Origin of the sequence: Candidatus Roseilinea sp. NK_OTU-006 (genome assembly GCF_012931985.1) — a bacterium.
GTDB lineage: Bacteria > Chloroflexota > Anaerolineae > J036 > Brachytrichaceae > JAAFGM01.
In genome coordinates, this window is record NZ_JAAFGM010000035.1 from 1 (window position 1) to 19,872 (window position 19,872).

The window sequence follows — 19,872 nt, forward strand, 5'->3', positions numbered from 1 at the left end:
CGAGCAGATATTGCATGCGTTAGCTGACGACGCCGACGCACTTCGCAGGCTGGTTGATTGGCGTTGGATCAAAGACAACGTCCAGGCCCTGTCCTTATTTAGCACGCCTTGATGTGGCAGTTGGTATAATCTCTAATCTCTAATTACCAATTACCACCTCACACACCGTGATACACTCTCCGACGTGGCAGAGGCGCTGTATCGCAAATGGCGACCGAAGACCTTCGATGAAGTCGTCGGCCAGGAACATGTCACAACCACCCTCAAGAACCAAGTCGCAAGCGGGCGGATCGGCCATGCCTACCTTTTCGTCGGTTCGCGCGGATGCGGCAAGACCACCAGCGCGCGCATCTTCGCCAAGGAGGTCAACATCGCCGGCCTCGAACCGGATTCGCCGCGCGCCAAACAGATCGCGGAGGCGATCGCCGAAGGCCGTGCGCTCGACGTGATCGAGATTGACGCGGCCTCGCACACCGGTGTGGACGACATCCGCGAGATTCGCGAGCGCGTCGGCTTTCAGCCCAGCGAGCTGCGCTACAAGGTCTACATCATTGACGAGGCGCACATGCTCTCGACGGCGGCGTTCAACGCGCTGCTCAAGACGCTGGAAGAGCCACCGCCGCATGTGATCTTCATCCTGGCGACCACCGACCCGCAGAAGATTCCAGCGACGGTGCTTTCCCGTTGCCAGCGCTTCAACTTCCGTCGCGTGCCGATTGACAAGATCGTCGCGCGCCTGCGCCAGCTCTGCGAGGCCGAAGGCATCGAGGCAGATGACCACGCGCTGCGGCTGATCGCGCGCCACGCGGCCGGCTCACTGCGCGACGCGGTGAGTTTGCTCGATCAGCTTGCTTCGTCCAGCACCATGCGCATTTCGGCGGCGGATGTGCGCGAGGCGCTCGGCGCGACCGACGCGGCAACCGTGCGCGCGTTGGTGGACGGGTTAATCGCCCGCGACACCGGCGCCGGCTTCGATGCCATCCAGAACGCGCTGGATCAGGGCGCCGACGCCCGACAGATCGCCCGGCAGATGGTCGAGCGCCTGCGCGCGTTGCTCCAAGTGAAAGTGAGCCGCGCACCGCAGCAAGCGCCGGCGCTGACGGACAGCATAGATGGCTGGAGCGAGGCCGAACGCATCGAGCTGGCCGCACAAGCCGAGAAGTTGAGCATGGCGCAGTTGAAGCACGCGGTGCACGCCTTCAGCGAAGCCATCAACGAGATGCGCAGCGCGACCGACGCACAGTTACCGCTGGAGATGGCCTATTTGGATTGCGTCGTCGAACCGGAGGGCATGCCGGCAGCCGTCCCGCCACCGACGCGCGTGGCGCAAGCAGGCCGCGCCGCCTCCCAAGCGCCAGCCGGTCCCGGGCCTGCGCCGGCCACAACCCAGCCCGCGCCTGCCCCCGCCCCGCCGGGCGGTGAACTCACCTACGAGGCGCTCAAGGCGCAGTGGCAGCAGTTCATCCGCGAAGTCAATGCGGTGAACAAGCCGGCCGCGGCGCTGCTGCGATCGTGCGACCTGTACGCCGTCGCAGGCGGTGTGGTTCACTTGCACGCCCACCACGACATCCCGCTAATCCGGCTGCAGGAGCCGAAGAATAAGACCAGCGTGGTCGCCACGCTCAACCGCATGTTCAACGGCCAGTACGACATTCGCATATCCCTACAGCAACGCCAGGTTGACCTCGACGCGGAGGAGGACCCTGTCCTGAAAGCAGCTAAACGGATGGGCGGGATGGTGAGACGATGAGTGATGCTTGAGATTCGCAGCCGATCGGACGGCTGAGAGCTGACACAACAGAGGGGAGAATCTATGGCCAAAGGAAGACGAAGTGACTATATACCGCGCGGCACGCAACCCGCCGCTGGCGCTGGGCTGCAACCGGGCATGCTGGAAAAGATCAAGAAGATGCAGGAGGAGATGGCGGCCACGCAGGCAGCGCTGGAGACCGAACTGATCAACGTCACCGCTGCCGGCGGCGCCATCACCATCGTGATCACGGGGCACCAGCGCGTGCAAAGCATCAAGCTCGATCCGGCGTTGATTGACCCGAATGACGTCGCGATGCTTGAAGATACGCTGGTCGCGGCAATCAACGAGGCGATTGTGGCGTCTCAGGCGCATTCCGCGCGGCGGCTGGAGGCCGTGACCGGCGGCATTGAACTGCCCGGCTTGTTCTGACCTGACCGGGCAGGACGTTCGATGTCGCCCAATCCAACGCTTCCACCATCGGTCACGCGTCTGATTGACGCGCTCACCCAGCTCCCGGGCATTGGCCCGAAGTCAGCGTCGCGGCTGGCGTTTTTCCTGTTGCGCGCGCCTGCCGAAACGTCGCTGACGCTGGCCGAGGCATTGCGCGATCTGAAGGCGCGCACGCGGCTGTGCTCGGTTTGCTTTAACATCACCGAGGACGACCCCTGCGCGATCTGCGCCGATCCATTGCGCGACCCCGGCTTGATCTGCGTGGTGGAAGAACCGCTCGACGTCGCTGCCATCGAGCGCTCGCGGGTCTATCACGGCACCTATCACGTCTTACACGGCGTGATCTCGCCGATCAACGGCGTCGGCCCCGACGACTTACGCATCGAGGAGCTGGTCGGCCGAATTCGCCGATCGGCGGAGGCCGGCCAACCGGTGCGCGAGGTCATCCTGGCCACCAACCCTACCGTGGAGGGCGAGATGACGGCATCGTTCATTCAGCGCAAGTTGGCCGGCCTGGAGGTCAGCATAACGCGCCTGGCGCGCGGCTTGCCGGCAGGCGGCGACTTGGAATACGCCGACGAGATCACACTGAGACGCGCATTGGAAGGCCGGCAGCGCCTGTGAATGCGGCGCGCGCAAACTGCCGACCTCAGCCAGGCCACCGTCGAGCGGTATGGGGGGCGATAGGCGCGGGCGCGATGCGCGCCGAGTTGAGCTACACCGCCGCAATGTAGGGCAGGTTGCGATAGCGCTCGTCGGCGTCAATGCCGTAGCCGCACACGTATACGTCGGGGATCTCGAAACCGAGGTAGTCAATGGGCACTTGCACCTCTCGACGAGCCGGCTTGTTCAGCAGCGCGCACACTTTGAGCGACGCCGGCTCGCGCGTGCGCAACAGTTGCAGCAGGTGGTCGAAGGTATAGCCGCTGTCCACGATGTCTTCGATCAACAAGACGTTGCGGCCGAGGATGTCCTCACGCAGGTCGAGCATGATGCGCGGCGAGCGGTTGGACTCGCGCGCGCCGACGCCGTATGACGTGACAGCCATGAAGTCCAGGCTGCAGGGGATGGTGATGCAGCGCATGAGGTCGGCCAGGAAGACCACGCCGCCGCGCAGGATGCCTACGAGCAACAGGTCCTTGCCGGCGTAGTCGCGCGAGATTTGCGCGCCAAGCTCGGCCACCCGCGCAGCGATCTGCGACTCGGTGAACAACACGCGCTTGATGCCGGAGGTCAGTTCAGTGGACATGGCCTATGGTTTATCCGGAACTTCGTGATGTTTGCGGGCGCGCGCCTCGTAGCTTTCTGTTGCGCCGACCAGGATGATCGGGTCATGATAAGAGGCGGGCTTGCCGTTGATGATGCGTTGGGTGCGCGTGGCCGGCTCGCCGCTGACGACGCAGATGGCCGTGAGCTTGTCCACGCGCTCGGCGATGGCCAGCAGCGTGGGCATCGGGCCGAAGGGTTCGCCGCGAAAGTCCAGGTCGAGGCCGGCGCAAATCACCCGTTTGCCGCTGTCGGCCAGCGCGTTCACGATGCGCGGCAGATCATCGTCGAAAAACTGCGCTTCGTCAATCGCGACCACGGTCGTGTCCGGCTCGGTCAGCCTCAGGATGTCGCCCGCACAGGCCACCGGAATGGCGTCGAACCCCGAGCCGTTGTGCGACTTGACCTGATCGGCAGCGTAACGGTTATCCATCTGGGGCTTGAACACCTGCACCTTCTGCTTGGCAATGAGGGCCCGGCGCACGCGGCGGATCAGCTCCTCGGTCTTGCCGCTGAACATACAACCGCAGATGACTTCGATGCTTCCATCTCTCGGGAGGGCGTCCATGGCCAGAAAATTGTAGCCCCATGCCGAACTGCTGTGCGCATGGGGCGTTCTCCGGCACCGGCGCGTCGGTCATCGCGTGGCGGGCTACTTGCGCTTTTCGCGTTCCTCTTCCTCGATCTGATGCAACAATTCTTCGTCGCGGTCCAGGTTGCGCCGACGAAGCCATAGCGAGACACAATAGACCGCCAGCCCGCCAAGGAACACGCCGTAGGCGGTGAAGAGATAGACAGCGTTTTTGTCTTCGAGCAGGGTCACGTCGTTTCAATCAAAGCAGCTTTGCGCGCGGCTAATTCGTCTTCTCGCTCCAACAAGCGCACGCGCGAGCGAAACAGGAAGATGTAGATCAGCGTAAAGGTGACCAAGCAGAACAACAGGATGACCATGCGGTCAGCCGAGACGCCAAAACCGCCTTGCTCGGCGGCGTTGACGCTGGGGCCAAACACGGCCGGATGGATGCTTTGCAGCACGCGGCTGACCAGGAAGTTGAGCGGCACGGTCAACGCGCCCACGATGCCATACACCGAAGCGAAACGCGCGCGTTGTTCCGGATTCTCGATGCCGCTGCGCAGCATCAGGTAAGCAACATACATCAGGAACTGCAGCGCGCTCAACGTGAGCTTGAAATCCCACGTCCACCAGGCGTTCCAGGTGGGTCGGCCCCACAACATACCGCTCAGTAACACAAGCGTGATGAACAACACGCCGATCTCCGCTGAGGCGTGCGCGCGGCGATCCCACTGCATGTCGCGCGTCTGTAGGTAGCGCACGCCGCAAAAGGCGGTGACCAGCCACGCGCCGAAGCCCAACCAGGCAGAGGAGATGTGGAAATAGAAGATGCGCTGCGCTTCGCCACCGGAGCGCGCGTCGCCGCTAGGGGCGACCAAGAACACCAGCGCCAGCGCCACGATTAACAGGGCGAAGGCTGCCGCGCCAATTCCACGTGTAATTTGCGCTTGGGATTGGATGCGCACCGCTACAACACCGGGTCGAATCACACTGTTCATCACTCCAGGCTCCTACACTTTACTTTCAGTTAAGAATAAGGCGCAGCGGCCTATCGGCCTAGGCTGCGCCTTTGCTTTGCTCGATGCGATGCTGATTATACTCATGCGCATGATGACAGGTCCTGTCGAATTACGCCCTCGCTCCACCGGCGAAATTTTCGCACTTGCGTTCAACCTCTACCGGCAGCGTTTCCCGACCTTTGTCTTGATCACCTCGACTGTGCTTGTGCCTATCTTCGGGTTGAACGCACTGCTGAGCGCAATGGCGGTGATCCTCACCGTGGGCAACCTGCAATGGCAAGCCCCTCAGCTCATGCCAGGTGGCGCGCAGGATGCGGCTATCGCAGGGCTGACTGCTGCCTTTAACTGCGTGGGAGCGCTCGTCTGGTTGCTGGGCATCTTCTGGCCCTGGGCGGAAGGCGCATTGACCTTTAATGTGATCGAGCAGGTGCTGGGACGCGCGCTGAACGTGCGCGCCTCGTTTGGACAAACGCGCCGGCACTGGGCTTCGTTGTGGACTGCGAACTTCCTGGCGCAGATCGGCATTCACCTGCCTCTCGTGGTCGTCTATGCGGCGCTGATTGGCGTCCTGGGGGTGGCGCTGGCCGCGCCCACGTTTGCCGTCTTCGGCGCAGATTTCTTCGCCAGCATCTCGCCTGCCGTCGCGGTTGCCGTTGTGGCCATCTGCGCGCCGATCGTCATTGGCGCATTGGTCGTCGCGGTCGTGCTGGCGATCAACTGGACTTTTCGCGCAGCAGTCATCGTTGGCGAGGGCGCAAGCAGCCTGCAAGGCCTCAGCCGCAGCGTCGCCATCGCGCGTGGCAACCGCTGGCTCATCTTCTGGCGCTACGTCCTCTTGTTCATCCTCGAATTCGTCGTGACCGCCGCACCGTCGCTCGTCGCAACTCCTCTAGCGCTGATCGGCATGGTCGCACTCTTGCCGGGGACGCCGTCGAACGGCATCAACCAGGACGCTATCCTGCCGCCCGGCCTCGTCGTGACTGTCCTGGCTATCACTGCCATTAGCCTCATCAGTTCGCTGCTGCTTGCGCCGTTTCGCGTCGTCTTCACCACGTTGAACTATCTGGATTTGCGCGTGCGCAACGAAAACCTTGCTGCGTTGCTGGCAAAAGCCCCAGCTCCGCAGCCGGAAGCCCCGAAGGCGGAGCAGGCTCCCCCGGCGCCCGCGCCGAGCGCGCCACGGGCCGGCGCAAACTGGCAGGACGTAGACCTCGACAAGTTAACGCCGGCTCAGCGGGTCGGCGTGTTATTTAACCGTCTGCGGGCCGAGGGGGAGAGCGCGCAGACGCTCAAAGCGCTGGCCCTAGCCTTAAAGGATGTGGGGGATTGGGGAGGCGCGCTCGATTCGCTGACGCGCGCACGCAACGTCGCCCCGAGCGATCCTGAAATCGCCTACAACTTGATGGTGCTGTATCTTGAGCGCCGCAACATGACCGCGGCGAGTCGGATGATGCAGGAATATCTGCGGCTGGAGACCGACCCGAACGAGCTAGCTGCCCTGCGCAACAATCCAAACTTCAGGGAATTATTGAAGGAGTGAATGTCTCTGCCTGCGCTTCGCCCCGATCGGCGTGCGGGTGGATCACACGAGCCAGGTATGTTAAGTCTACAAGACGAGATTTGTGTCGTCACGGGCGCGACTGCCGGCATCGGCCGAGTGAGCGCGCATCAGTTGGCCGAAATGGGCGCGACGGTGATCGTCGTCGGCCGCAACCCGCGCAAATGCGAAGATGTGGTCGAGGCCATCCGGCATCAGACGGGCAACCCGAAGATCCAGGCCATGACGGCGGATCTGTCGTCGTTGTCGCAGGTCCGCGCGCTGGCGCAACGCTTTCTGGATACCTACCCACGGCTCGATGTGTTGCTGAACAACGCCGGCGCCATCTTCACCACCCGGCAGGTCAGCGCGGAGGGCATTGAGATGACCTGGGCGCTCAACCATCTGAGCTACTTTCTGCTCACCCATCTGCTGATGGACGCCTTGAAGGCTGCACCTGCGGCGCGCGTGATCAACGTGTCGTCCGACGCGCACCGGATGGGGACGATCGCCTTTGACGACGTGCAGTTTGAGCGCAGGCGCTACAGTGGATTCGGCGCATACAGCCAATCTAAGCTGGCCAACGTGATGCATACCTACGCATTGGCGCGCCGGCTGGAAGGCAACACGATCACCGTAAATGCGGTGCATCCCGGCGCGGTGGCGACGGACTTCGGCAAGAACAACGGCGGCGTGTTGGGCAAGTTGTTCAGGCTGTTCGGTCGGTTCGCCATCAGCCCAGAAGAAGGCGCACGGACAAGCGTTTACCTGGCGTCCTCGCCCGAGGTAGCCGGCGTCACCGGCAAATATTTTTACCGCTGCCAGCCTAAACCGTCCTCCCGGGCATCTTATGACACCCAAGCGCAAGAGAAGTTGTGGCAATTGAGCGCAGAAATGGCCGGGCTATAAGGCTCAGGCGACGGTGCGCTTCTGCGGAGAGGCTTCAACCGACCGGTTGAGGCCTCTCTTTATTTTTCCAATGCTGGAGCGCCGCCGGGTCCGAGCATTATCCAAATCCGCCCACGATTTATCCCCAGCCTGTGGATAAGTGGTTGCGATATGTCCATTTCCGAGTATCATGGGCCATCAGTGGGAAAAAGTGGATTGATGTGGAATAGAGTGGAAGGGCTTGGATGTTTCTCGGCGAATTCACGCATTCCCTGGACGAGAAGAGCCGCCTGACGTTGCCGGCTAAGTTCCGCGCGCGTCTGGCCAATGGGCTGGTGATGACGACCGGCACAGACAAATGTCTGCTGATCTATCCACTCGACGAGTTCAAACTCCTGTTCGAGCGCGTGAGCGCGTTGCCGGTGATGGGCCGAGAGGCGGCGACGCTGCGGCGCATGCTCTACAGCAACGCGCACGACGCCGTGCCCGACAAGCAAAACCGCGTCGTCATTCCGCAGCCGTTGCGCGAATATGCCGAGATCACGAACGAGGCCGTCGTTGTCGGCGTCGGCAAGTTCATCGAAGTCTGGAATCCACGCGAGTGGCAGCGCGCGCTTGAGGAGGTGCGCGCACATGCATCTCAGAAAGAGATGTGGGCTGGGCTAGGGATTTGAGGTTGGACTGCCGCAGTGGGACATTCGCAGATCGGAACAGGGTTTAGGCCATGCATGCGCCGGTGTTGTTCGACGAGGTCATTCAAGCGTTGCAGCCGAGGAAAGGTGGGCGTTACCTCGATTGCACGCTGGGTGGCGGCGGACACACCCAGGGCATCCTCGATGCCAGCGCGCCGGACGGGCGCGTGCTGGCGATGGACGCCGACGCCGAGGCTATCGCGCGCGCGCGCGAGCGGCTATCCAGCGCATATGCAGACCGATTGATGCTGCGACAGGCATGGCTGGACGCGGCACCATCGCTCGCGCGGGCGCTTGGCTTCGCGCCGTTGGATGGCGTATTAGTGGATCTGGGGCTGTCGTCGGACCAACTCGACGCGGCCGAACGCGGTTTCTCGTTCATGCGCGATGGCCCACTCGACATGCGATTTGATCGCACGCAGGGCGAGCCGGCATGGGCGTTGATCGAACATATGGACGTACACAGCTTGACTGAGATGCTGCGCGAATATGGCGAGGTGCGCAACGCGCGACGCGTCGCCGAGGCCATTTGGCAGGCTCGACCCGTTGTGACGACCGGTCAGTTGCGCGACATCGTCGCCGGCGTAGCACGGACGCGCTCGAGCCGCATCCACCCCGCTACGCAGGTCTTTCAGGCGCTGCGCATCGCGGTGAACGATGAACTGCGACGGTTGAAGGAGGCGTTGCCGGAGTTGATCGCGTTATTGCGGCCGGGTGGACGCATTGCCGTGATCACCTTTCATTCGCTGGAGGATCGAATCGTCAAGGAGGTCTTTCGGCGCGAATGGCGCAGCCAGGTGGCTCAACCGGGCTTTGGCGGGGGCGAAGATCGGCCGGCGCGCATTCGGCCGGTGAACAAGGAGCCGATTAGGCCGAGCGAAGCCGAGCTGTCGCGCAACCCGCGCGCGCGGAGCGCCAAGCTGCGCGTGGCGGAGCGGGTGGCCGACGATCGCGCTGAGTGACTATGAGGTGAGGCTGGAGAGGGAGATATGGCGCAGACTGGGTGGGGCGGAGCGCGCACGCTCCGCGTGAATGACCGATGCGCAGTGGCGATGGCGATCGTGAGCGGCGCCGTCCTGGTTGGGCTCACGGTGGCTTGGCTGGCCGTGTCTACGCGCACGGCGCTGCTCAACCGGCAGCTCGACGAGCTGGAATGGAAACATACGCTGCTGACCGAAGCGATCAACCGGACGTGGACGGAGATCGGCGAAGCGACCTCGCCGCAGGTCATGGAAGACCGCGCCAAGCGCCTAGGCTTCCGGCCGGCTGAACGAATCGAATATTTGGTGACGACGCTGGACGGCGCACCGGCCATCACAATGACACATTCGACAAAACCGTGAGGCGCAAACGCGCGATGCGCTCAACAAACGGCGCGACGGAGGCGAACAAGACACATGTTATCTTCGCGACGACTGACCATGCTGGCGATCAGCATCGGCCTGACCTTCTCGATCGCGTTCGCGCGGGCGATACAGGTGCAGGTCGTCGAGAGCCCGAAGTACGCCGCTGCGGCTTATGACCAACAGATTGAGACGCGCATCACGCTTGCGCCGCGTGGGGCGATCTTCGACCGCAGCGGCAACCCGCTCGCCGTGAGCAATCGCGCCTACATCGTCCACGTAGACGCGCGCACGCTCACCGATACGGCCACGGTTGCAACAGCGCTCGCGCCGATCATCGGCAAGCGCGTGGACGAAGCGCAGCGGCGCCTCGAGGCCATCCTCGAAGATCGCAAGTCCCCCACCCCTACGCTCAGCACGATCGTCGCCTATAACCTCTCGCCGCAGGCGACTTCCCAACTGACCCAAACGTTGCGGTCGCTGGCGCGCGGCGGCCTGGTGGTGGACGAGACCTGGGCGCGCGTGTATCCTTATGGCCCGATTGCCGGACCGACGATCGGCTTCGTCAGCTTGCAACCGATGGGCTACTCGGGCGTGGAGGCTTACTACAACGCTCAGCTCAGCTCCCCGATCGGCCAGCGCAGAGAGCGCAGTCGGTTAGAGCTGCTTGCGATCACCCCTACGCACAGCGGCGCCGACCTAGTGCTTACGCTCGACCTCAGCTTGCAGACCTACGTTGAGGCGCGGCTGGCGCAGGCAATTCAGGACACAGGCGCGAGCGGCGGCACGATCATCGTGTTGGAGACTCAGACCGGCGCCGTCTTGGCTTCGGCGTCATGGCCGGGGTATGACCCGAATCGCGCGATTGAACTGGCCGGCTCGCCCGACGCCCGGCTGCTGCGCGATCCCGCTGCAAGCGACGCGTATGAGCCGGGGTCGGTCTTGAAAGTGCTCACCCTCGCCACAGCGTTGGATCTGGGTCAGGTCACCCCACAAACGATCTTCACCGATACCGGCCGGCTGGTCATCCACAACAAGCGCATCTACAACTCCGACCGTGGGCGTCACGGGCGGGTGACCATCGAGGACATCCTCGCTCACTCGTTGAATGTGCCGACGGCGCAGATCGCCCTGGAGATGGGCGCAGAGGCGTTCTACCAGCGATTCCGGTTGTTCGGCCTCGGGCATCGCACCGGCGTTGATCTGGGCAATGAGGCGAGCGGCGTGCTGCGCACGCCGTCCGACCCCGAATGGTCGCGCGCCGACTTGGCGACCAACAGCTACGGCCAGGGCCTGACGGCCACGCCTTACCAGGTGATCAACGCCATCAACGTCATTGCTAACGACGGCGTGCTGATGCAGCCGTATGTGGTGCAACAGTGGCGCGCGACGAATGGCGAGATCGTCCGCAAGCAGCCGGTGCCGGTGGCGCGTGTCATTTCGGCGCAGACGGCGCGCGCGTTGCGCCAAGTGATGATGAGAGCGACGCGGCGCGGCACGCCCCGGGCGCTGGTCAAAGGCTATCCCGTCGCCGGCAAGACCGGCACGGCCGATTGGTACCTGAACGGGGTTCAGCTAGAGACCACCATCGTGACGTACGTGGGTTTCTTGCCCGCCGACGATCCGCGCATCACGATTCTGGTGAAGCTCGATCAGCCACAGAGCTCGCAGTGGTCGGCGCCGACGACGGTGCCGGTCTTTCACGACGTCGCCGAACGCGCCTGCCAGATCCTCGGCATTCCACCGACGATGGCTTGAGCTGGGGTTGCGACGGCATCCATGGGCTTGAACCTGAACTGTTGGGTGAATCGGACTTCTCACTCCTGACCTATGTTGACACTGGCGGATATAGTCGAAGGGGTAGGCGGTCGGCGCATCGAGGCGCTGGCGCAGCACTCCATCCAGAACGTCGTCATTGATTCGCGGCAGGCGCAACGCGGCGATCTATTCGCCGCGCTGCCCGGCGAGAGCCGGGACGGCCACGATTACGTCGGCCATGCATTCGGCCGCGGCGCGCTGGCGGCGCTGGTGCATCACGATCGCGTGCCCCACTTGGAGGGTCTGGGGGTGGGGCGAGTGGACGCGCGGCATCCGGCCGCCGCGGAGATCCTCGATGTCGCGTTGCCTGTGCTCATCCGCGTAGACGACACGCTGACTGCGCTCCAGCGCCTGTCGGCTTACTGGCGGGCGAAGTTCAACCTGCGCGTGATCGGCGTTACCGGCAGCGTTGGCAAGACCACGACGAAGGAGTTGATCGCGCAAGTGCTGAGCGCACGCTACCGCACGCTCAAAAGCGAAGGCAATTACAACAACGAAATTGGCGTGCCGCTCACCCTGCTCAAGCTGCGAGCGGAGCACGAGCGCGCCGTGATCGAGATGGGCATGTATGCGCTGGGCGAGATCGCCGCCTACTGTCGGTGGGCCAGGCCACAGGTCGGCGTGGTCACCATCGTCGCGCCGGTGCATCTGGAGCGGCTGGGCACGATCGAGAACATCGCCAAGGCCAAGTCAGAGCTACCGGCGGCGCTGCCCTCCGCCGAACTGGGCGGCGTGGCTATCCTGAACGACGACGACGAACGCGTGCGCAGCATGGCCGCTGTGACTGCCGCGCGCGTGGTCACGTATGGGTTGACGCCGCGCGCGCACGTGTGGGCCAGCGACATCGAGAGCTTTGGCCTCAACGGCCTCTCGTTCACACTGCACTACGGCGGCGAGCGCCAACTGGCGAAACTGCCGTTGCTCGGCCGGCACAGCGTGCAAACGGCGCTGCGCGCCGCAGCGGTTGGGCTGGTCGAAGGCATGAACCTGGTCGAGGTCGTCGAAGCCCTGCGCACAGCGCCGGTGCAGTTGCGGCTGGTGACAGCCAAAGGGCCGTTTAACTCGATCGTGTTGGACGACACCTACAACGCCAGCGCCGAATCCACCATTGCGGCGCTCAACCTGCTCGCCGAGATCGAAGGGGTAGGCCCGCGCATCGCTGTGTTGGGCGACATGCTCGAACTGGGCGACATGGAGAAGCAGGCGCACGATGAGGTGGGATGCCGGGCTGCGCTGGCGGCGCAGTATGTGATCGGCGTGGGCGAACGCTCGCGGTGGACATGCCAGGCGGCGGTCGAGTGCGGCATGTCGCCGGAGCGCGTCTTTCACGTCATGACCAACCGCGAGGCCTTGGAGGTGTTGAACGCCATCGTGCGCGAGCCGTGCGTGATCCTGGTAAAAGGCTCGCGCGGCATGAGGATGGAGGAGATCGTCTCTCGCCTTGGGGAACTCGCCAATAGCGTTTGAGGAGGAACAGATGTCGATGCGGCAGCGCGCACGGCATTGAACATTCGACACGATGTATAACCCCGCACCACCCGAAATGGGGGTTTGTCTGCTGATGGGCGGCGTCGCCTTCATGATCGCCGTTCTGTGTGGGCGACCGTTGATTCGAACGCTCAAGCGTCTGCGCATCGGCAAGCAGATCCGCATCGAAGGTCCGGCCAGCCACTACGTGAAGATGGGCACGCCTACGATGGGCGGCATCCTGTTCGTCGGCGTGACATTGACGCTGATCCTGGCCATGTACCTGTATTCGCGCGTCGCTGTGCGCGTCAATCCAAACTTTGCCGGCGTAGTGCTCGTCGGCCGGTCGCTCGCCATCCCGATGTTCGTCATGCTGAGCTTTGCCATCCTGGGCGCGATTGACGATTACATGGGCGTGCGCGGCGTTCGGCGCGGCGAGGGAATGCGCGGGCGCAGCAAGGCGCTGTTCCAGTTGCTGATTGCGCTGGCAGCCGCCGTGGTGATGAACCTGGCGCCGTCGTTCACGCTCGACGCAACCGGCGTCACGCTCATCCCCGACCGACCGCTGTTCGGCATCAGCAAGATGGCCGTCCCCGGCATCCCCGACCCAATAGACCTAGGCGTGTTCTGGATACCGTTTGCCGTCTTCGTCATCCACGGCAGTGCCAACGCGGTGAACTTCACCGACGGCCTGGATGGGCTCGCCACCTTGGTCAGCGGCGTGGCCTTCGTGGCCTATGGCGTGATAGCCTACATGCAGGGCCAGGTGTTCCTAACGATGTTGTGCATGGTGCTGGTGGGGGCCATGCTCGGCTTTTTGTGGTTCAACGTTCATCCGGCGCAGATGATCATGGGCGACCTGGGCAGTGAGGCGCTTGGGGCAACGCTGGGAGTGGTCGCGCTCATGACCGGCCAGTGGTTGCTGCTGCCCATCATCGCCATCATCCCGGTCGCGGAGGTATTGAGCGTCATCCTGCAGACCACGTATTTCAAATACACCCGACGCCGGTTCGGCGAGGGCAAGCGCTTCTTCAGGATGGCGCCGCTCCACCATCACTTCGAATTGATCGGTTGGAGCGAGCCGCAGATCGTGCAACGCTTCTTTGTGATTGCTCTGCTCTTCGGCATGATCGGCATCGGGTTGGCCACCTTCGGCAACCCGGCCTCGTGAGCGCGCCGGAGGGGCCAAGCGCAGGAAGATCCGACAAGATGGACTGGACCGGCAAGCAAGTGGTGATTCTGGGAATTGCGCGACAGGGGACAGCGCTGGCGCGCTACCTCGTCGCGCATGGCGCGCGCGTGACGCTGAGCGACCTCAAACCGCGCGAACAGCTCGACCTGCAACCGCTGGCGGATCTGCCCGGCGTGGACTTCGTGCTAGGCGGCCATCCGTTGGCGCTGCTCGACCGCTGTGATCTGCTCTGTCTGAGCGGCGGCGTGCCAAGCGATTTGCCCATCGTCCAAGAAGCCCGTCGGCGCGGCATCCGGCTCAGCAACGATGCGCAGGTCTTCTTCGAGGTTTGCCCGGCGCGCATCATCGGCGTCACGGGCTCGGCGGGCAAAACCACCACCACGACCCTGATCGGTGAGATGTTGAAGCTCAGCACCCAAGAGGCAGCGGGAAGCCCCGCGCCTGCCCGATCGGTGTGGGTCGGCGGCAACATTGGCAACCCGCTCATCAGCGATGTCGAACGCATCCGCTCAGAGGACTGGGTGGTGATGGAGTTGTCCTCGTTTCAACTCGAACTGATGACGCGCAGCCCACACATCGCTTGCGTGACCAACATCACGCCGAACCACCTCGACCGGCACGGCACGATGGAGGCTTATATCGCCGCCAAGCGGCGCATCCTCGACTTCCAATCGCCCCGCGACTGGCGGGTGCTTTCAGCGGATAACGAGGTGACGGCCGGCCTAGAGGGGTCGGCGCGCGCGCTGTGGTTCAGCACACGGAACGAGCCGCGCGGCGACGGCGCATGGATGGACGCGGCCGGGTATTTGCGCATTCGGGTGGATCGCACCGCTGAATCGCCGATCGGCGGTCGCCCATCGCGCATAGACGCAGTGATCTGTCATCGCCGCGAGCTGCTGCTGATGGGCGAGCACAACGTCGCGAACGTCCTGGCGGCAGCGACGGTCTGCGCAGCGGCCGGCGCGTCCGTCGAAGCCCTGCGCCGCGTCTCGACGACCTTTCGGGGCGTGGCGCACCGCTTGCAACTCGTCGCCCAGCGCGGCGGTGTGCGCTGGTATGACGATTCCATCGCCACCACCCCGGAGCGGCTGATGGCGGCGCTGCGCTGCTTCGATCAGCCGGTGATCTTGTTGTGCGGCGGGCGCGACAAGCATCTGCCCTGGGAGGCAGCCGTGCGCATGATGGTGGAGCGCTGTAAGGCCGTCGTGCTGTTCGGCGAAATGGGGCCGATGGTCGCCGAAAAGTTGAGCGATGAGCAGAAGCGGACGAATCGGCTCGCCTTTCAATGGTCACAATGTGGCTCGCTGGAAGAGGCCGTGGCCGAAGCGCACCGGCTGGCTCAACCCGGTGATGCGGTGCTGCTCTCGCCCGGCGGGACAAGCTACGACGCCTTCAAGGATTTTGCCGAGCGCGGCGATTTTTTCCGCAAGTTGGTGGACGCCCTGCCGGCGGCGTAGACGGCAAGTGAATCTTCAGGAGGGGTGTGGTGGACAAGGGCGCGATGATGCGAACCGTTCGGCGAGGGCGATCCTCAAGCCGGCGGGCCGGCGCGCCGGCGGCTGCGCGCCGGGGCGCCGATTGGGTCTTCATCGGCGCGGTGCTGCTGCTGACGGCGCTGGGCCTCGTCATGGCCTATAGCACGACCTTCTTCTGGTCGCAGGTGAAGGAGGGCAATCCGCTGGCCATCTTCAGCCGACAGTTGCTCTATGCCGGCATCGGCCTGGTCGGGCTGGTGTTCTTCAGTTGGCTCGACTACGGCATCCTCCGTCGCTTTGCGGTATGGATCATGGCCGGGTGTCTGGCTGCCCTCATCGCCGTCCTCCTGTTCGGCGACGACGTGTTCGGCGCGCGCCGGACGCTGCTGAACGGCTCGATGCAACCCAGCGAGCTGGTCAAGCTCGGCGTGATCATCTATGCAGCAGCCTGGCTGGCCTCGCGCCGTGATCAGGTGCGGAGCGTATCCAACGGCCTGGCGCCGTTTGGCGTGATCGTCGGTGCAGTGAGCTTCCTCATCGTCCTCCAGCCCGATCTCAGCACGGCCGCTGTGATCGTGATGGTGGCGCTGGCGATGTTTTTCATGGCCGGGGCGAGCGGGCAGCAGCTCGGCCTGGTGACGTTGATCGCCCTAGCGGCCTTCCTGGTGTTGACCACCGTCGTCCCGCACGCTGCTGTCCGGATGAACGAGTTCATCAAAGTCTGGCAGGCGCCGAACGAGATGGATTATCACATCCGACAAACGCTGATCACGCTGGGCGGCGGCGGCTTGCTCGGCAACGGCATCGGCGCCAGCGGTCAGAAGTTTGGCTACCTGCCGACGCCGCACACCGACAGCGTGATAGCCGTGCTGGGCGACGAGATGGGGCTGCTGGGGTTGGCGATCACGTTGGCCTTGTTCGTTATTTTCGCGTGGCGCGGGTTGCGCATCGCGCAGTCAGCCGATACTGCATTCGGCTCGTTCGTCGTGATCGGCGTAGTGATCTGGGTGATCGGCCAGATGTTGCTCAACGTGATGGCGATCATGGCGCTCATTCCTTTCACCGGCCTGCCGGTGCCATTCCTGAGCTTCGGCGGGTCGTCGCTCGTCTCGCTGCTCATCGCCTGCGGCGTGGTGATCAGCGTCGCGCGCGGCAGCCGCATATTGCGGGAAAGGGAGAGGCAGGTCGAGCTGCCGGTTGTCGGCAGTCACGTCAAAGGAGGCAAGGCAGTTCGTGCGAGTTCTACTATCCGCCGGGGGCACAGCCGGACACGTTTTGCCCGCGCTCACCGTGCTCAAAGCGCTCGAAGCGCAGTTGAGCCCGAATCCGCCGACGCGCTCATCGTCGGGCGCGACATTCGCATCGGTGGCGCGCTCGGCAGGCGCAACAGCCGGCGCGGTCCAGGCGCTGTTCGTTGGCGAGGCAAGTGGCATGGAGCGTAGTCTGGTGAGCCGCGAGGGCGTGCCCTTTCGGGCGATCCAGGCCGGCGCGATGCACGGCGTGGGGCTGGCGCGCGCTGCCGGCGGCGCGCTGCGCACGTTGCGCGGCATGGTCGAGGCGTGGCGCATCCTCGCCGAATTCAAGCCGGACGTGGTTTTCCTGACCGGCGGGTTCGTCGGCGTGCCGGTCAGCCTAGCGGCATGGCTGCAGCGCATCCCCAGCGTGGTGTATTTGCCGGACATTCAACCCGGCCACGCGCTACGGGTCATGGCGCGCTTCGCCGCGAGGGTCGCAACGACGACGGAGGCATCTGCGCGTTTCATCGCACCCGATAAGATGGTGGTCACCGGCTACCCGGTACGCGAAGTCTTCGCAGCGGTCTCGCGCGAGGAAGCGCGTCAACACTTCGGCATCGCGCCAGGCGAACGCGTGTTGTTGGTCTATGGCGGGAGCAAGGGCGCGCGCAGCATCAATCGTGCGGTGCTGGCCGGACTTACGCGCCTGCTGGAAGGCGCCGTCGTCTTGCACGTCACCGGCGCAACGGACTGGGCGGAGGTGAGCGCCGCGCGCGCGCAGTTGCCGGAAGGACAGCGCGCGCGCTATCTGGCCTTCGAATACCTGCACGATGAGATGGCGCTGGCGATGGCTGCGGCGGATCTGGCGGTCTGCCGCGCCGGCGCGAGCGCGTTGGGCGAGCTGCCCTACCTCGGCCTGCCGGCTATCTTGGTGCCGTATCCCTACGCTTGGCGTTATCAGCGGGTCAATGCGCAATACCTCGCCGACCGGGATGCCGCCATGGTGGTCGAAGATGGGTCGCTCATGGATGAGCGAGAAGGTCTCCTGCCGCGCGTCATCGCGTTGCTTGGCGCGCCGGAACGCCTGAACGCGATGCGCCAGGCGTCCCTGCGACTGGGCCGAAGGGATGGCGCGGAGCGGATCGCGGCCTTGCTGATTGAAGCGAGCCATAGCCAATTGACATGATCAACGCCGACGTCTTCTTCGTCTTCTATCTCATCGTGTGGGGGTTCATCGGCACCTCGCGCGGCTGGGTGCGCGAGGTGATCGTCACGTTTACCGTGTTGTTTGCTCTGTTCATCTATTCACTGCCGCAGTTCACCAACATCATGAATCCGCTGTGGGCAAATGAAGACCCGGTCTGGCGCTTCTTCTGGCGCGCCGCGCCTTTTTTGCTGATCGTGTTCTTTGGCTATCTCAGCCCGATCGTCGCGCGTGGTCGCTTTCAGGCTAACGGCGCGAATCGCTTTGAATATGGCTTGCTGTCGTTCCTGGTTGGCATGTTCAACGGCTACTTGCTGTTCAGCTCGCTGGCCTTTTGGGCGCTACAAGCTGGCTTGCTGGATGGGCAATACGCCAATCTCTTCACGCCGCCGCCGGGAGGTTGGAATGAGTTCTTTTTCATCAAGAGCGGGGCACCGGTTATCTTCAGCGGCTCGCTGCTGGTCTTCGTGCTCATCCTGATCTTCCTGTTCGTCATCGTGGTTCTGGTATGAGTTGGCTCGATAAACACATCCACCTCATGGGCGTCGGCGGGGCCGGCATGAGCGCGCTGGCCCGCCTGTTGTACGCGCGCAGGGTGCGCGTCAGCGGCGACGACCGCGCCGATTCGCCGGCGCTCAGGGCGTTGCAGGCCGAAGGCATCCCGGTCGTCGTCGGCCACGATCCGCGCCATCTCGAGGGAGTGGACATCCTCGTGCCGTCGTCGGCGATCGCCAAAGACGAGCCGGAGTTGGTCGAAGCGCGGCGGCGCGGCATCCCGGTTTGGCATCGCGGTGACTTGATCGGCGCTTTGATGCAGGACAACGTGGGCATCGCCGTTGCGGGCACGCACGGCAAGAGCACAACGGCAGGCATGATCGCAACGATCCTGACCGATGCCGGCCTTGCGCCGTCGTTCGTCATCGGGGCGACGCCGCAGCCGCTGGGCGTGAACGCGCGCTGGGGCGTAGGCGAAGCCTTCGTCGTCGAGGCCGACGAGTACGACCATACCTTCCTGCACTTTCAGCCGCGGGTCGCCGTGGTGACCAACGTGGAGTATGACCATCCCGACACATTTGCGGATCTCAATGCGACGTTGGACGCTTTCGCGATGTTCGTGCGGAGCGTGCCCAAAGACGGCGTGGTGATCACCTGCGCCGACGATGCCGGTTGCGTGGCCATGCTCAAGCGCGCCGGCGTGTCTGCCCCGGTCGTGGACTACGGCATCCAGGGTGGCTTGTGGCGCGCATCCAACCTGCGCGCAAACCCGCTGGGCGGCGTGGACTTCTCCTTCACGGGTGCAGGCATCCGCGGCGAAGTGAGTGGGGCATGTTCGTTGCGCGTGCCGGGTGAACACAACGTGCTGAATGCGCTGGCGGCGCTGGTGGCGGCCGATGCCTGTGGCGTGCCGATGGGCGAAGCGGTGAAGTCGCTCGGCGGCTACCGAGGCGCCGGCCGTCGCTTCGAGCTGAAGGGCGAGGCGCGCGGCGTGCGCATCTTCGACGATTACGCGCATCATCCGACCGAGATCAAAGCGACGCTGCGCGGCGCACGCCAGCGCTATCCGTTAGGCAACATCTGGGCGATCTGGCAACCGCACACCTACAGCCGCACCGCTGCGCTCCTCGATGCGTTTGCTGAGGCCTTCGACGACGCCGACCACGTGATCGTGCTGCCGATCTACGCGGCGCGCGAGCGCCAGGAGGATTTCGGCTTCATCGCAAACGCGCTCAATCCAATCGAGATCGCGCGCAAGATTCGCCATCGCGACGCGCGCAACGCAGCCTCGTTCGGCGACGCATTGGGCATGTTGCTTTCGCAGGTGAAAGGCGGCGATGTGGTCATCACGCTCAGCGCCGGCGACGGCAACCAGGTGGGCGAGAGGTTATTGGAGATGTTGAGGAGGTAGGAGGAGATTAGAGATTAGAGATTGGAGATTGGAGATTTTGGGGATAGGAGGTT

Annotated in this window: 20 protein-coding genes; 16 read left to right on the forward strand and 4 right to left on the reverse strand. The window is 63.9% G+C overall.

Features of this window, described 5'->3' with window-relative positions; genetic code table 11:
• The first annotated feature begins 184 nt into the window (after window positions 1-184).
• The 3 genes from dnaX to recR all read left to right on the forward strand — a co-directional run bounded on the left by dnaX (window position 185) and on the right by recR (window position 2,827).
• Complete coding sequence (dnaX, locus tag GXH28_RS13665; protein ID WP_169239587.1) at window positions 185-1,750, forward strand: DNA polymerase III subunit gamma/tau; 1,566 nt, start codon at window positions 185-187, stop codon at window positions 1,748-1,750.
• A 138-nt stretch (window positions 1,751-1,888) separates the two neighbouring features.
• Window positions 1,889-2,182: a YbaB/EbfC family nucleoid-associated protein gene (locus tag GXH28_RS13670; protein ID WP_169239588.1), complete on the forward strand. Its 294-nt coding sequence runs from the start codon at window positions 1,889-1,891 to the stop codon at window positions 2,180-2,182.
• 21 nt (window positions 2,183-2,203) lie between these two features.
• Window positions 2,204-2,827 carry a recombination mediator RecR gene (gene recR / locus GXH28_RS13675; protein WP_169239589.1) on the forward strand — a complete coding sequence of 208 codons (624 nt, stop codon included), beginning with the start codon at window positions 2,204-2,206 and terminating at the stop codon, window positions 2,825-2,827.
• Between the two features lie 91 nt (window positions 2,828-2,918).
• On the opposite strand, the gene hpt is transcribed toward recR, so the two are convergent.
• From hpt to GXH28_RS13695, 4 genes are all read right to left on the reverse strand, one after another.
• Window positions 2,919-3,452, reverse strand: coding sequence for a hypoxanthine phosphoribosyltransferase (gene hpt, locus GXH28_RS13680; RefSeq protein WP_240550414.1), 534 nt, complete (start codon window positions 3,450-3,452; stop codon window positions 2,919-2,921).
• Between the two features lie 3 nt (window positions 3,453-3,455).
• A complete protein-coding gene (locus GXH28_RS13685; RefSeq protein WP_169239590.1) occupies window positions 3,456-4,037 on the reverse strand; it encodes a thymidine kinase in 582 nt (193 codons plus the stop codon).
• A gap of 84 nt (window positions 4,038-4,121) precedes the next feature.
• The gene (locus GXH28_RS13690; protein ID WP_169239591.1) at window positions 4,122-4,292 is read right to left on the reverse strand and encodes a hypothetical protein; all 171 of its coding nucleotides are present in this window, start codon (window positions 4,290-4,292) and stop codon (window positions 4,122-4,124) included.
• Entirely contained in the window at window positions 4,289-5,041 is a 753-nt protein-coding gene (locus GXH28_RS13695) for a cytochrome c biogenesis protein (RefSeq protein ID WP_169239592.1), read from the reverse strand. The genes GXH28_RS13690 and GXH28_RS13695 overlap by 4 nt, the downstream gene beginning before the upstream one ends.
• 109 nt (window positions 5,042-5,150) lie before the next feature.
• On the opposite strand from GXH28_RS13695, the gene GXH28_RS13700 reads away from it, so the two are divergent.
• From GXH28_RS13700 to murC, 13 genes are all read left to right on the forward strand, one after another.
• Window positions 5,151-6,602: a tetratricopeptide repeat protein gene (locus GXH28_RS13700; protein WP_169239593.1), complete on the forward strand. Its 1,452-nt coding sequence runs from the start codon at window positions 5,151-5,153 to the stop codon at window positions 6,600-6,602.
• A gap of 57 nt (window positions 6,603-6,659) precedes the next feature.
• Window positions 6,660-7,508 (forward strand): SDR family oxidoreductase, encoded by an 849-nt coding sequence (locus GXH28_RS13705; protein WP_169239594.1) that lies wholly within the window; start codon window positions 6,660-6,662, stop codon window positions 7,506-7,508.
• A gap of 224 nt (window positions 7,509-7,732) precedes the next feature.
• On the forward strand, window positions 7,733-8,161 hold the full coding sequence (gene mraZ, locus GXH28_RS13710) for a division/cell wall cluster transcriptional repressor MraZ (protein WP_169239595.1): 429 nt from the start codon (window positions 7,733-7,735) through the stop codon (window positions 8,159-8,161).
• Between the two features lie 50 nt (window positions 8,162-8,211).
• The gene (gene rsmH, locus GXH28_RS13715) at window positions 8,212-9,141 is read left to right on the forward strand and encodes a 16S rRNA (cytosine(1402)-N(4))-methyltransferase RsmH (protein WP_169239596.1); all 930 of its coding nucleotides are present in this window, start codon (window positions 8,212-8,214) and stop codon (window positions 9,139-9,141) included.
• A gap of 90 nt (window positions 9,142-9,231) precedes the next feature.
• Window positions 9,232-9,522 (forward strand): hypothetical protein, encoded by a 291-nt coding sequence (locus GXH28_RS13720; RefSeq protein WP_169239597.1) that lies wholly within the window; start codon window positions 9,232-9,234, stop codon window positions 9,520-9,522.
• 54 nt (window positions 9,523-9,576) lie between these two features.
• Window positions 9,577-11,280 (forward strand): peptidoglycan D,D-transpeptidase FtsI family protein, encoded by a 1,704-nt coding sequence (locus GXH28_RS13725; RefSeq protein ID WP_169239598.1) that lies wholly within the window; start codon window positions 9,577-9,579, stop codon window positions 11,278-11,280.
• Between the two features lie 72 nt (window positions 11,281-11,352).
• Window positions 11,353-12,807, forward strand: a complete 1,455-nt coding sequence (locus GXH28_RS13730; protein ID WP_169239599.1) for a UDP-N-acetylmuramoyl-tripeptide--D-alanyl-D-alanine ligase — start codon at window positions 11,353-11,355, stop codon at window positions 12,805-12,807.
• Window positions 12,808-12,859: 52 nt separating this feature from the next.
• A complete protein-coding gene (gene mraY / locus GXH28_RS13735; protein ID WP_169239600.1) occupies window positions 12,860-13,978 on the forward strand; it encodes a phospho-N-acetylmuramoyl-pentapeptide-transferase in 1,119 nt (372 codons plus the stop codon).
• Between the two features lie 38 nt (window positions 13,979-14,016).
• Window positions 14,017-15,456 carry a UDP-N-acetylmuramoyl-L-alanine--D-glutamate ligase gene (gene murD, locus GXH28_RS13740; protein ID WP_169239601.1) on the forward strand — a complete coding sequence of 480 codons (1,440 nt, stop codon included), beginning with the start codon at window positions 14,017-14,019 and terminating at the stop codon, window positions 15,454-15,456.
• Between the two features lie 44 nt (window positions 15,457-15,500).
• Complete coding sequence (locus GXH28_RS13745; RefSeq protein ID WP_169239602.1) at window positions 15,501-16,916, forward strand: FtsW/RodA/SpoVE family cell cycle protein; 1,416 nt, start codon at window positions 15,501-15,503, stop codon at window positions 16,914-16,916.
• Window positions 16,906-17,895, forward strand: a complete 990-nt coding sequence (locus GXH28_RS13750; RefSeq protein ID WP_169239603.1) for a UDP-N-acetylglucosamine--N-acetylmuramyl-(pentapeptide) pyrophosphoryl-undecaprenol N-acetylglucosamine transferase — start codon at window positions 16,906-16,908, stop codon at window positions 17,893-17,895. Before GXH28_RS13745 ends, GXH28_RS13750 begins: the two co-directional genes overlap by 11 nt.
• The gene (locus GXH28_RS13755) at window positions 17,892-18,425 is read left to right on the forward strand and encodes a hypothetical protein (protein ID WP_169239604.1); all 534 of its coding nucleotides are present in this window, start codon (window positions 17,892-17,894) and stop codon (window positions 18,423-18,425) included. The genes GXH28_RS13750 and GXH28_RS13755 overlap by 4 nt, the downstream gene beginning before the upstream one ends.
• Window positions 18,422-19,819, forward strand: coding sequence for a UDP-N-acetylmuramate--L-alanine ligase (gene murC, locus GXH28_RS13760; protein WP_169239605.1), 1,398 nt, complete (start codon window positions 18,422-18,424; stop codon window positions 19,817-19,819). Before GXH28_RS13755 ends, murC begins: the two co-directional genes overlap by 4 nt.
• Window positions 19,820-19,872 lie beyond the last annotated feature (53 nt).